This window comes from Spirosoma foliorum, from assembly GCF_014117325.1.
Taxonomy (GTDB): Bacteria; Bacteroidota; Bacteroidia; order Cytophagales; family Spirosomataceae; genus Spirosoma; species Spirosoma foliorum.
This window is the reverse complement of record NZ_CP059732.1, coordinates 4280694-4293590: the sequence shown is the minus strand read 5'-3', so window position 1 is coordinate 4293590 and position 12897 is coordinate 4280694. Positions and strand designations below refer to the sequence as shown.

The window sequence follows — 12897 nt, the reverse complement described above, 5'->3', positions numbered from 1 at the left end:
AGGCAGAGCGTGTCATCTAATTGCACGCGGCCATAGCCGCTCTGTGCAACTGATCCACAAAAGCTATAACACCAGTGCCAGTGCAGAAGCACGGCGCACCCATGACGTGCGGCTGAAAAACAATCCGCCTAAATTATTTTTAAAGCTATATTTGTCGCCAATCCTTATACAAGGATGACTTCAAGGTTGGCAGTCTATCACTTCTGATCCTGAATGGTGTGGATAGAAACGGAAAGTCGGCTGACTCTGTTGGCCGACTTTTTTCCCTTTCGCAGCGTGTAAAGCAGGTATGACTTTAAACGTACGGGTTCATTAATGCGTTTATAAGCTCAATTGATTTACTCAATGTCAAGACTTTTATGGTTAGGTGTGCAGCGCACAACTAAAAGGTTATGAACGATTGCGGAAACATACAAAACGGAACTGCATTGCGATTCCGTTTTTTGTACAGGCCTGTTATGGCAGTGGTGCCAGGCTAAAAATATTTCTTATATTGAGGGTTACTGGTTAGGTTAAGCTTCAACAGGCGCAGTTTACGGCTGTGCCGATTGAATGATTTCGCAATGAGCGTAAGAAAATAGGCTGACTTTGTTAGCCTATTTTCTTATCTGGCACAGTCAACAAAAGCGTTGAATGAAAACAGTCTCCTGTTTTTTGCTAAAAACAAGGGGCTGTGACAAGGCTTAGCTATTCCTAAGCACAGCTTAGGGAAAGTGTTTTAATATGGATTAAAGGTTTTGTCCGATCTCACGCAATTTCTTAGCAATTGATTTTAGCTGTTCCCTGTTAAATTTAGGTCTTTCAGAGCTATCAATATGATTTGAATAGAATTTATCTTCAAGCTCTGGGTACCAATCACCTGGAGCAGATAAATCTCCTTCTTTTCTGGGTATAACATGCATGTGTAGATGAGGAACGCTTTGACCAGCAGGAGCACGCTCTTGAATAGACCAATTAAACGATTCTACATTAAATGCTTTTGATAATAGTCGTCCTGCTTTCTGACCTAAAACCATGAAATCCTTTAATTCTTCTTGGTTGAGTTCAAATAAACTCAATGTATGTTTCTTAGGTATCACTAAAGAATGCCCAGGTAAAATAGGTGCTATATTATAAACTACGAGGAAATTTTCGTTTTCAAGAAACGAAATATCTGAGATGTCAAGTCTACAGAAAGGACATATCTCTATTTTTTCTGCGTCAATCATAGTTATTTTCTGTAAGTGTAATGATCAATCTTCGTTGAACGACCAATTATCAGCATTAGACCACAATTTGTCAAATTCATCTTTAAATGCAGAAAACCATATGTCTCCTTCATTTAAACGAAACATCGGTCTATCCCTTGATATTCGGCTATGCAAGAAATAAAATTGAATAACAACAAAAGATTCCCCATTGTTTTTTTTAATATAAATAATACTTAGAGTTGGAGCATGATTAATTGTTTTGACTGTTATTTGTTTCCCAGTTTCTTGCCTAATTCTTTTTAAGTGATATTCCATTTTTTTAGCATTGCTAAAATAAATACTAGAGTCATCCCCATAAATATATTTTACTGCATCCGAAGTTGGGCCAACGAATAATAGCCTAACATCTGTTCCTGATCGAACACTTTGAATTATTTCTCTATCATAGTTTCCGAGTAAATTAACAGCAGTGCGAGCAAGAACATATACTTTTTTAGCATTTTCTATCAAATCAACAAATGTGGAATGGGTTTTATACGCATCATCAAGTGTGTAGAAATAATCATTTATCGTATGATTTATTTCGGATAAACTTTTTTTATTTTTTAAATTTTTTAACCACTGTATAAGTTCAAGATGACCCCGTTGTTTTTTGCCTTCAGAGAAATCAATATAATTTATTCCCCCTAAGTCTGATGCAATTTTTGCGCTTCCTACTTTTAAAATAATAGCATTTTCAGAACCTAGGACCCCTGTAAATATACCATGCTCAAAGATAACATTATCTCTGGGCTGTGTAGTTATATCATAACGATACCATACTTTATCATCTTCAGCAAAAATTATGATGGAAGCATCAACATCATTTGCAATTTCAACAAGTCGATTCAAAATAAAGCTGCCGGGCCTGAATAGACCTGGCTCATCCCATCTAACTGGTATATGTCCATTACTTTCTACAATATTAGCTATCTCGACCAGAGTATTATATTGCTCTTTTGAACTGCCTATAAAAATCTTCATTTTATAAAATTGTGGATTGGGTTTAGAAGCGTTGTAGCATTTGCTAGCAAATTAATCATTTCCTGCATTTTTGCTCGCATCAGCAACGTGTAAATACCGTACCAGCAAAAAAATCAGCTGCGGCCTTGCTTCTTAGCACTCAAATCGCGAACGTTGTAGAACCTGAAATTGATGAGTGTTGCAAGACGTGGTTTGTAGCTACAAAAACTCCGTAATTGTAGTTTCCAAACCATGCTTGTAAGGGCAGGGATGCTCCCTCCCTTAACCCTCCCTCTAACCGCTACCGCGTATGGCACGACCCCAAAAGGACGATGCGGACAAACGGGAATTCACTATTCGCGTTCGTGTGACGGCATCTGAGAAACTCCGTATCTGGGAGATGGCAGCCGAAGCGGGCTACACGCCCAGCGACTTCATGCGGCTGCGCACGATGGCCGCGACGCAACCGTTGCGGCATAAGCCGACGCCCGAGCGTGAATTGCTGCTCAATGTGATGGTGGAGCTTGGCAAGATCGGCAGCAACGTCAATCAGATTGCACGTAGCCTCAACAGCCGTGATGAGACGGGGCAGTTGACCGGTATCGACATCGATGAGATCAACCAGGCCATGCAAGGTTTGGATGCGCTGACAGCCCAGGTTCTTAAACTCCTTAGCTGATGGTCATTCGAGGAGCGATACGGGGCAATGGCAAGCAATTAGCGCATTATCTTCTCTCTGGGGAAGCCAATGAACGTGTCCAGGTTGTGGACGTTGCCGGACGCTCCAAGGCAACCGACGCGTATTTGCATCAGGCCTTGCAAAGTATGTCGCTAACCAGCGAACTGACCAAAAGCCAGAAAGGACTGTATCACGCCCAAATCAATCCGGCCTATAGCGAAGACCGGAAGATGAGCGAAAAGGACTGGCTGAAAGCGGCTGATATTTTGGGTAACGAATTGGGGTTGCAGGAGCAACGGCGCGTGATTGTCCTGCATACCAAAAAGGGACGGACACACGCGCATGTGGTCTGGGAACGCTACGATCATAAAACCGGCAACGTGATTGCCAACAAATTTAGCCGATTGGCTCAAGATCGTGCTCGTAAAGAAATGGAGCGGGTGTTTGAACAGCAGCCTACGCCCCATCGTAACCAGCATCGGCCTGAACTCAAAGAAGCACTGACCAATCTATGGAACGACACTGAAACAGGGAAAGACTTTGTGAAAGCTGTTCACGATAATGGGTATCTGTTGGCTGAGGGTGTGCCGCGTCACCCGTTCATGGTGGTCGATGAGAATGGGCGGTCGTTCGATTTGGTGCGTCAGTTAAAAGGTATACGGATCAAGGAGGTTCGTCAGCGTTTACGCCATGAAAAACTGATCCCTGAAAAAGAGGCCATCGAATTAATGCGGCAAAAGCAGGAGGGCAGCAGTGACGCGAATAAGGCCGACCAACAGTGCGATCAAGATAAAGCGAAACGAACGGCCAGTGCCTTCTGGAATAATAAACGGGAAACAACTTTAGAGGACGCAGAGGCCCAGAGCCGCCATCGAATGAAAGACTTGGCGGATAGCTTTATCCAGTCTGGTCAGGATTTGACGGAGGAAAGGGCACAGAGTAACGACATTGAAAAGAAAAAAATACGAGCAGGGGAATATTCTTTGAATGTGGGTGAATTGACAGGCAAAGCTGAGGAAACAGAAGTCGATAAACCTACAGTGGAAGATTACACACAGGCAAAAGAGGAAATTACTACGAAGCCACAGAGCATAGAGAGCCGACAGAGACAACAAAGGGTAGCGGAGCAATTTGCAGCTAACGAAGAAGATGCTAGTCAGCCAAATGCAAAGCCGGATCGTAAACGACATCAGCAAATTCTAAAAGACTTTATGCAAGCAGAGGATGAATTGGTTGATCAAAATGGCAAACCAATGGAAGAAGCCATGCAACGACAGCAGACAAAAGTACGGCAACTTTTTGAAAACGAAGTAGTTGCCGACACCAAAGAACTTCAGCGACTGATGCATGAGCAAAAAGAAATAAGAAAACGCAACCGGCAGAAGATTAAAAAACGAACTCGTTGAGATAATACAATAAAAAGCTATGTGAGATTAAGAATGTAGAAGTTTGGTTTTTGCCCTCGCAAGACTTCAGTTAGATCAACTAGATTACGATACGCACAGTATAACCTTCTAAATGTTGTACCTATGTTGTACCAATGAAGATTGCTGTTTTGTAAGATTATGATAATCAAGTTTTTGTGTGGAAATATGCTTGCGGTTCGCAGAATTCAAAGCCCCGCGATTTATGGTTTGATATGGTACTATTTTTGTTAATATATGCTGATTATCAGTGCTTTTGAGGGTTGTTAAAGCGCCATTTGCTATACCTATATTGTACCAGTTGGTTATGTTAGTTGGTTGTCTTTGTACAAGCGACCAATGCCCAAAGGTACAGTCTAACAATTTTTGACGGAAATCCATTCAGCATATACTGATAATTCTAGGGCCTCCTCACTTAAAGTTGTTCTACGGAAGAAAGCTAATCAAACCGGTGTTTTTCTACTCGCCATTCGTGTCACCATCGACCGGAAATCATCCTATTTAGATGTTGACGGCCCCAACTGAACACCACCAAACGGGACGCTGGCACCTAGAAACACCTGCCCGTGCCCGCCCGAACTAATAAGTGGATCGACGTATGATGTGAGTCGCTGGGTGGCTACGCGTAGTAGCTGATTCATGCTGCGTTTATTTTTTGCGGATAGGTTTTTTCGCGCTGTAGCCTTTTTTGCCTTGAAACCATTGGGCAGCCTGCCCCGTGAGCCAGAGGTAATAATCAGAATCCAGGTCGGATTCGATGCCGACGAACCTGCCTTCGCCATTCAGGGGTAATTCGTTCTCTCTGCGGGTTTTGAAGATGGCCGTGCCTTCGTCGACTTCATCAAACATGGCTACATAAAGACTCTGAGCATTAGCTGCTTTAGCACCAGCCACCTGCTGCCAGAGAAAATCGCCTTTCAGGCGCGGAATCTGGTTGTAGACATTGGGACTATTTTTGAGATTCCCCCAGCTGAACCCCGGAAAAACCAGCGGTACGTAATCCACCTTAGCTTCTTTACACCAGGCAATGTCGCCTGCTAGTGTACTGCCCGCTACGGTGGCATACGTTTCGGGTTTGTAACGACCAACAGCCCAGGGCATGATGATATCGGCACTTTTGATGAGCGGATGGAGCAGGTACGACGCTTCGGTATCTTTAGTCATGGTTCGCCAATAGTACGGTACGCCCAGCAGAATCGACGTTTTTTTTGTCGGGCCTTTTATTCGATCCACCAGCGCTTGAATATCGGCCGTGGTGTACCGACGTCCGTCGTTGAAGCCAACGCCCCAGATAGCCAAAAGCGGTTTGCCGTTGTGTCGCAGATAAGTCGGATTTTCTTTGTTGCTGAACAGCGAAAAAAGTTGCTGCACTTCTTCCCAATCCTTCACCAGTAACTCCATGTCGGCGGAAGTAGAACCGCTCAGGTCGTACATAATGCAGATGGCCCGGCTGTATTTTTTAGACGCTTTCAGCGCATTCTCTAGAACTTTATTGAAATGCCGTTTGCCTTTTTCTGACTTCACTTCGGTCAGAAATCGCTGCATAAACACTCCGTCGATGCCGTACTCCTTCATCCATTTGAAGTGTAAATCGACACTGCTTTCATCGTAGGGACTATAAAGTGATGCCGGACTACCATCAGCAAATTGAAAAGCCGTTTTATACGTAATCGGATAGTCTTTCACATCCGGCCAGAAGTCAATCGACGCGAACCCCGGTTCGAATTTGCCCTGTTTCTGATAATGATGCCAACCTCGTTCCGACGCATCGCCCTGGGCGGCAAACCAACCCTGATAGCCAGCCATTAACAGCCCTTTGTAGCTGGTATAGAGACAGCCTTTTTCATCGTACTTCACCTTGGTCGATTGACTTTTACCGGTCGCGATACCTAGCAACCAACCTGTCATAGATAGGAATAGTAATTTTCGCATCGTGTTAAAGGGTTTTACTGACTACTCGTTCCGGTTTTGATCAATTCGTCTAACGTCCAGGCTTTTTCGTGCCCGGCGGTTTTTGTTGGTACGGCTTTTACTTCATCTGGGCGTACAAACAGAGCGATTTATAGATGTTTGACCCGTTGAGCACCAGCTGCCGATCCGCTTCATCCATACTCCCCAATCTCCGACCGAACTTCTTGACATCTTCATTCTTATCAATGCTTCGCTACGCACAGGCCACCAGCGAATTATTCTTCGCCAATAGATACATGACCCCATCGACGATGATCGGGTTAAATAGATACTCAACTTTATCAGACGTCGGATAATGCCAGGCCACCTTTAACTGGCTGACGTTCTGCTTCCTAATCTGACTTAGGTTCACAAACTTAGACTGATCTGGCCGACCTCTGTACTGGGGCCAGTTCGAATCCGTGGCTGGCTGATCGATCCGTGGGCCAATGCCTTTCAGGCCCATCAGCGCGATTCCCAACTAGGCCGATAGTGCGATAAAAACCAGCCAATAGCCGGATAACCTCCGTTCAATGCTTCGTATATTCATTGGCAGGAACGGTTGAACTCGTTACATCTTTCGCTTTACGGTGCCACCAGGAAGCCAGAATGGAACCCGTAATATTCATCAGTGGGCCAAAAATGGCCGGAGCCAGACCAACCGTTGCCATCTTTCCCATTTGATTGGCGATGCCAGAGGCTAATCCGCCATTCTGCATACCCACTTCAATAGCAATAGTCCGGCAGTCGCGTTCGTCCATCTTAAATAAGCGGGCCGACGAATAGCCAAGCAAATACCCGCATAGGTTGTGAATGAGCACCAAGCCAATCAATAGAGGCCCAATAGTCAAGAGATTGGTTCTACCGGCTGCCGTGATTACGACAATGATGAAAGCAATACCGAACATTGATACCACTGGCATGGCCTCATCGAGCCATTTCGATTTGCCGCTCAGAAACTTGTTAAACAATAAGCCAGCCCCGATCGGCAAAATCACCATTTTGATAATGTCCCACATCATGTGGAGGGCGTCAATCTGGACAAAAGCACCCGCCAGTAGCTTCATTAAGAAGGGCGTAACGAACGGGGAGATAGTGGTCGAAATGGCGGTAATGGTAATCGAAAGCGCCAGATTGGCTTTGGCCAGATACGAGATGACATTCGACGCCATACCATTGGGCGAGCAGCCGATCAAAATGATGCCAGCCGCAATTTCGGGAGGTAGCCCGCTCAGATTTGCCAGGGTAAAACCTAGTAGCGGCATGATTAGAAAATGACTCACTACGCCAATGAAAACTCCTTTAGGCATTTTGACGACTCCAACAAAATCCTCGGCGCTCATCGACGTACCCATGCCAAACATGATTAACTGAATGAGTGGAGTGATCAGGCCTGATAGCTTAAACCCATTGACTTCCACAAAATAGGTTGGGTAATACAGGGCTGTCGTAACGGAAGCGAAAATGACAACGGTATAAGAAAAGCCTCTTAATGCCTCATAGCCTCTAAAACCAATGGCCAAAGCCACAAAAAAGGCAATAAAAAATGGCCCTGCCTGAGCGAGCGACCCGGTAAATATCAAGTAAAAAGCAATAAATAGGCACAGCCCACCCAAGCTTAGCACTAATTTGTAAGCATTCATGGATACAAGAAATGAGAGAGAAACCCTGTCAGGGTGAGAATTCCATTTCCCCTAAACTCCCTTCAGGCCGTTAATTTTTCTTTTTCTCCCCTCTCCCCAAATGGGAGAGGGGCCGGGGGTGAGGGGAAGTTTACGGCTTCAAAATGGTACCGTCATTTTTACGAACCGTCCAGCGCGACTTGGTACCGATTGGGTACTTGGCTGCTTCCTTTTCGTTGATGTCAATTCCCAAACCCGGTGATTCACTCACCTGATAATAGCCGTTCTTGATGATTGGACAACCCGGAAATACCTCTTTCACTTTGTCATTAAACATCTGCGACTCCTGAATACCGAAGTTCCAGACGGCAATATCGATGCTGTTGTTGGCCGCATGTCCCACGGGTGAAGTATCGCCAGGGCCATGCCAGGCCGTGCGAACATTGAACCACTCACCCAAACGAGCTACTTTCATGGCTGGCGTAATGCCCCCAATCTGCGAGATGTGAATCCGGATAAAGTCGAACAGATGGTTGGCCATCGGTTCTTTGAATTCATTAACGTTGTTGAACAGTTCGCCCATCGCAATGGGTACGGCGGTTGTCTGACGTAGTAGTTTGAACCAGCTCATGTTCTCCGGGGAGAAGGGGTCTTCGATAAAGAAAGGTCGGTATTCCTCCAAACCTTTGATCATGTTGATGGCGTCGATGGGTTCGGTCAATTCGTGCATATCATGCAACAACTGAACATCTTCCCCGCAACGTTTGCGCACTACCTCGAACATTTTAGGCACCCGTTTCAGATACGTCCGTTGATCGGAGAAATCGTCGGTTTCCCGGCCAAAGCCAGCCGTTTTGAAATCAGGTTTTAGGTCGTTCATTGCACCGACTCCGCCATAACCGCCCTGCTGAATCCGTACATGACGAAACCCCATCTCCATAAATTGCTGCACTTTATCGGCGATGGCTTCGGGCGTTGGTCCGCTGGCGTGGGTGTAGGTATCTACGGCAATTCGGGTTTTCCCTCCCAAAAGTTGATAAACCGGCATATTGGCCCGTTTACCTTTAATGTCCCAAAGTGCCTGATCGAGGCCGGAAAGTGCATTATTCAGTACGGGGCCGTTCCGCCAGTAGGAGCTTACATAAGCTGATTGCCACATGTCTTCGATGTTGTCAACATCTTTCCCAATACAGAAATCGTTCAGATAGGTATTGATAGCGGGTATGACCACCTGAGCCCGTTGCGTGAACGTTGCACAACCCAGGCCGTACAAGCCCGGTTCGGAGGTTTCAACTTTCACAATAACCAGATTAGATCCTCCCGGTGCCGTTGTGATGGCCCGAACACTTTTGATCGTTACGGGAGCCGCACCTTTGGCGTAGGCTGGAGTTGTGTAGTGTTCGGCCCTGGCTTTAGGGCTATCGAAAAGACTAAAGATGCCTGCTGTTGAACCTAAGCCCAGCATTTTAAGCGCGTTCCGGCGGTTCGTTTCGGTTTGTATTTCTGGCTTCGCCATAGGAATGTATTCGGTTAATGGTCTAGAAATCTGTTCGTTTAAGGAATTATTTTGCTGGGTCTTTTACGTAATATTGGTAGGTAATCTGCCAGGTAATGGTTTTGCCGGGTTCCACATTTAGGTTGATATAGGGTTCTGGGCAAACCGTTGTAGAGGAAGACCAGTATACCAACCGGTCAATTTGTCGATCACCAGTCACATGTACACCCGCTCCGGTTTTTGTGTTTTCGACAGTAAGCGCGTAACTCACGGATTTCCCGTTAGTGAGATCAGGGAAATAAGCCTGCTCGCGTTTGGCTAAATCGCGTAGGTAGCTAAGCTGGTTATCCTGAAGTTTGACCACCTCACCGAGTCCTTTACCGCCTTCTGAAGAAAGATTGGCAACGGGCAGTGTAACGGCATAGCCGGGACCCGTAGGCTGCTGATCGATCACAAAAAAGTTGTGGTTGTAGACCGTCGTTTCAATCGGATGTTTTCCCGTATTTTTCAGGCTGTGCCTAATCACCAATTCGGGTTTGTCCTTAGTGAGTTTTAGGGTTTTCTGGTACTCGTAGGCGTAGGCCGTGTCAGCAAGCGTATGCCTGAACTGCATTTGATTTGCTTTCTGTTTTACTGTCCATTTGCCCGGATTAGCAAGAGTGTAGAATTTGAACGAGTTATAAGGCTTATCATCGGGTCGAATCAGGCTTCCAATGCCAATTTTAACGAACGTTCCTCCAGGTTTAGCAGTCGCGTATCCCAGCGGGCCAAATTCTTCGACCGGCCCCATGATGGCATCGTGGGTTGTTGGATTATAGGTGTCGAACCACTTGCCATGATACGTATGTCCTTTATAATCAAGGCTGGCTACTACGCCCGACCAATCGAAGCGCGTACCCCGATAGTAGCCATTCTGCCCATCAGGCAAGTACAACTGTGCGTGAATCAGCCCGTTAGAAATCTCTGTTTCAGGCATGTCTACAGCCGGTTTTAAGCCGAAAGTTAGGCTAATTAAGAGCCACAGGAAAGAGAGAAATAAGATGCTTTTCATGACATATCAAGAATGATAGAACGCAAAGGCGGCCTAGGCTGATTTTTATGAACCTTATGATTTACACGGATCATAATGAATCATAAGGTTCATAAAAATCAGCGGTTCTATTTCAACGCAAAAGCGATATAGTTTCCTCCAACTTTCTGACCTCGTCCGCCACCAGCGGCAATAACGATGTACTGTTTTCCATTCACTTCATAGCTGATGGGTGTCGCGAAACCGCCCGCCGGAAGCTGGTATTCCCAAACAACCTTGCCCGTTTTTTTGTCGAATGCCCGAATCTTTTCATCCTTCGTTCCGGCAATAAACACCAGACCTCCCGCCGTGGCCAGTGGCCCGCCGTAGCTATCGGTTCCAGTTGTAGGAACACCTTTCTTGGCCAGTTCCGGGTACTCGCCCAATGGCACCCGCCAGAGATAGTCACCTGTATTCAGATCAATAGCGTTCAGCGTGCCCCAGGGCGGTTTGATACCCGGATAGCCTTCCTTATCCGTAAAGCGTTGCCAGACTTTACTCACGTAGGTTGGCACGTAGGGGAAACCACTCTTGTTCGCAGAAGCGGACGTACTACCAGAAGCCTGAGCCACTTTTGGCGATCCAGTTTCGGTATTCAGCAGAAAGCTAATGAGCGCGTCACGATCTTTATCCGATAAATGGCCAAATGAGGGCATCCGACCACTGCCGGTTTTTAGGAGAGTTTTGATCTCATCGACCGACCGCCTTTTACCAATATCGATGAGCGACGGCAGTTCGGGGCCGCTCCCACGTCGATCCTGACCATGACAGGCGGCACAATTCGCGATGTACAAAGCATTACCTGCGGTAACGGGCGTGTTTCGCTGCGCCAGATCAGCCCGTTTGGTCATGATCAGTTCCCAGGGTTCTTCGTTGACGTTCTGGTAAAGAATCCCCGACGGATCGATTGCATTGCCACCCCATTCGGCCCCACCACTGTAGCCAAAAAGTAATGTGCCCTTTTCAGACGGGGGGGCGAACTTATTATCTGTTTTAAGTTGGAGAAAACGCTCTTTTACGTATGCATGCGCTTCCGGCGACAGATTGGTAATGTCCGCTTCGGTATACACCTGTCGGTTTAACGGTAGCGGTTTAATAGGGTATTTCTGGGTCGGCCAGGGATGTTCGTCGGGTAAGCCATTGACTGGAACTTTGCGTTCTTCCACCGGAAAGAGCGAGGTGCCTTTATCCCGATCCAGCACGTACACCAGGCCATCTTTGGTCGTCTGCACAACAGCATCGACGCGTCGGGGCCGACCGTCGGGACCGTTACGATTCAGCGTAATGAGGTTTGGTGGGCAGGGGTGATCCCGATCCCATAGATCGTGGTGAATGGTCTGGTAATACCACTTTAGTTTGCCTGTTTCGGCCTCTAGTGCCATAATACAATTGGCAAACAGATTCTGGCCCTGACGGTCACCCCCATAGAAATCAGATGCGGGTGAGCCTGTCCCGAAATACACAACGCCCCTTTTCTCATCGAGCGACATGCCACTCCAGTTGTTAACGGCACCGATTTTCTTGTAGGCATCTTTCGGCCAGGTGTCGTATCCAAACTCACCTGGTTGTGGAATCGTATGAAATACCCACTTCAGTTTGCCCGTAACTACGTCGAACGCCCGAATATGACCGGGTGCAGCATCGCCCGACTCCGATACGCTCGATCCGATGATAAACGTATTCTGGTACACAATCCCCGGCGAGGTCGCATTCACCGATAGCTTGCTCACATCGTGATCAAGATTGGTTTGCAGGCCTTCATGCAAATCGGCTTTACCGTCGGTGCCGAAACTGGAAATAGACTCACCTGTTGCTGCATTGATGGCATACAGACTAGAGCCAACCGTATACAGAATCCGCTTATCGGTTCCGCTTTGCCAGTACACAACCCCCCGATTCGAGTTGCGCCGATCGTTACGTGACGGTTCAAATCGCCAGAGTTGCTCGCCAGTACCTGCTTTCAGGGCAAATAGGTTCAGATCCGGTGTCGTACCGTATAGAATCCCGTCTACGACAATAGGCTGGCACTGAATGGCCCGGTCGCGTCGACGACCGTTTGCGTCAGGCTTTTCAGAGGCATCATACATCCAGGCAACCTGTAGGTTTGTTACGTTCTGGGTATTGATCTGGGTCAATGGCGAATAGCGATTCCCCGCTTTATTGCCCCCGTAATTGGGCCAGTCTTTACCCGTCGACAGTGGGCCTTCGCCAGTTACCATACTGGCAGCCAAAATGCTACCGACTGCCAGCCCAAAGAGTGCCCCTTTTTGATCCAATCGAATCATAAAATCAGTGTGTGTTGTGTGCTAATTCGTTTCGTCAGCGGTGAGCAAATCCGTATTCATTATAAAGACACATGAAGAACGAAACCGGATAACGAATGAGAGTAGTTTGGGTGAAATTTTTGCCATTAATTGATAGATAAAAATTCGAGTAACGAAGCATAATTCGATTCGTTCATTTTGT

The 12897-nt window shown here is 46.6% G+C and carries 11 protein-coding genes; 2 read left to right on the top strand and 9 right to left on the bottom strand.

Translation table 11 applies throughout. The features are described from left to right. Positions 1-728 precede the first annotated feature (728 nt). Positions 729-1208: an HIT family protein gene (locus tag H3H32_RS18235; protein WP_182464081.1), complete on the bottom strand. Its 480-nt coding sequence runs from the start codon at positions 1206-1208 to the stop codon at positions 729-731. Between the two features lie 24 nt (positions 1209-1232). Beyond that, a complete protein-coding gene (locus H3H32_RS18230) occupies positions 1233-2213 on the bottom strand; it encodes a TIR domain-containing protein (RefSeq protein ID WP_182464080.1) in 981 nt (326 codons plus the stop codon). A gap of 289 nt (positions 2214-2502) precedes the next feature. Between H3H32_RS18230 and H3H32_RS18225 the strand changes: the two genes are divergently transcribed. Further along, positions 2503-2871, top strand: coding sequence for a MobC family plasmid mobilization relaxosome protein (locus tag H3H32_RS18225; RefSeq protein ID WP_182464079.1), 369 nt, complete (start codon positions 2503-2505; stop codon positions 2869-2871). Further along, entirely contained in the window at positions 2871-4277 is a 1407-nt protein-coding gene (locus H3H32_RS18220) for a relaxase/mobilization nuclease domain-containing protein (RefSeq protein ID WP_182464078.1), read from the top strand. Before H3H32_RS18225 ends, H3H32_RS18220 begins: the two co-directional genes overlap by 1 nt. 515 nt (positions 4278-4792) lie before the next feature. On the opposite strand, the gene H3H32_RS18215 is transcribed toward H3H32_RS18220, so the two are convergent. The 7 genes from H3H32_RS18215 to H3H32_RS18185 all read right to left on the bottom strand — a co-directional run bounded on the left by H3H32_RS18215 (position 4793) and on the right by H3H32_RS18185 (position 12716). Further along, entirely contained in the window at positions 4793-4936 is a 144-nt protein-coding gene (locus tag H3H32_RS18215; protein ID WP_182464077.1) for a hypothetical protein, read from the bottom strand. 7 nt (positions 4937-4943) lie between these two features. After that, positions 4944-6227 (bottom strand): glycoside hydrolase family 99 protein, encoded by a 1284-nt coding sequence (locus H3H32_RS18210; RefSeq protein WP_240543808.1) that lies wholly within the window; start codon positions 6225-6227, stop codon positions 4944-4946. 232 nt (positions 6228-6459) lie between these two features. Then, positions 6460-6726, bottom strand: a complete 267-nt coding sequence (locus tag H3H32_RS18205) for a hypothetical protein (protein ID WP_182464076.1) — start codon at positions 6724-6726, stop codon at positions 6460-6462. Positions 6727-6775: 49 nt separating this feature from the next. Further along, complete coding sequence (locus H3H32_RS18200) at positions 6776-7888, bottom strand: bile acid:sodium symporter family protein (protein ID WP_182464075.1); 1113 nt, start codon at positions 7886-7888, stop codon at positions 6776-6778. Positions 7889-8018: 130 nt separating this feature from the next. After that, the gene (locus H3H32_RS18195; protein ID WP_182464074.1) at positions 8019-9383 is read right to left on the bottom strand and encodes an enolase C-terminal domain-like protein; all 1365 of its coding nucleotides are present in this window, start codon (positions 9381-9383) and stop codon (positions 8019-8021) included. Between the two features lie 46 nt (positions 9384-9429). Next, positions 9430-10413, bottom strand: coding sequence for a hypothetical protein (locus H3H32_RS18190; protein ID WP_182464073.1), 984 nt, complete (start codon positions 10411-10413; stop codon positions 9430-9432). 107 nt (positions 10414-10520) lie between these two features. Beyond that, the gene (locus H3H32_RS18185) at positions 10521-12716 is read right to left on the bottom strand and encodes an outer membrane protein assembly factor BamB family protein (RefSeq protein WP_182464072.1); all 2196 of its coding nucleotides are present in this window, start codon (positions 12714-12716) and stop codon (positions 10521-10523) included. Positions 12717-12897 lie beyond the last annotated feature (181 nt).

Excerpts from the sequence above, each read along its gene's own strand:
- H3H32_RS18230 (WP_182464080.1), bottom strand. The coding sequence starts at position 2,213 with ATGAAGATTTTTATAGGCAGTTCAAAAGAGCAATATAATACTCTGGTC.
- H3H32_RS18210 (WP_240543808.1), bottom strand. The coding sequence starts at position 6,227 with ATGCGAAAATTACTATTCCTATCTATGACAGGTTGGTTGCTAGGTATC.
- H3H32_RS18225 (WP_182464079.1), top strand. The coding sequence starts at position 2,503 with ATGGCACGACCCCAAAAGGACGATGCGGACAAACGGGAATTCACTATT.
- H3H32_RS18195 (WP_182464074.1), bottom strand. The coding sequence starts at position 9,383 with ATGGCGAAGCCAGAAATACAAACCGAAACGAACCGCCGGAACGCGCTT.
- H3H32_RS18235 (WP_182464081.1), bottom strand. The coding sequence starts at position 1,208 with ATGATTGACGCAGAAAAAATAGAGATATGTCCTTTCTGTAGACTTGAC.
- H3H32_RS18220 (WP_182464078.1), top strand. The coding sequence starts at position 2,871 with ATGGTCATTCGAGGAGCGATACGGGGCAATGGCAAGCAATTAGCGCAT.
- H3H32_RS18190 (WP_182464073.1), bottom strand. The coding sequence starts at position 10,413 with ATGAAAAGCATCTTATTTCTCTCTTTCCTGTGGCTCTTAATTAGCCTA.
- H3H32_RS18215 (WP_182464077.1), bottom strand. The coding sequence starts at position 4,936 with ATGAATCAGCTACTACGCGTAGCCACCCAGCGACTCACATCATACGTC.
- H3H32_RS18185 (WP_182464072.1), bottom strand. The coding sequence starts at position 12,716 with ATGATTCGATTGGATCAAAAAGGGGCACTCTTTGGGCTGGCAGTCGGT.
- H3H32_RS18200 (WP_182464075.1), bottom strand. The coding sequence starts at position 7,888 with ATGAATGCTTACAAATTAGTGCTAAGCTTGGGTGGGCTGTGCCTATTT.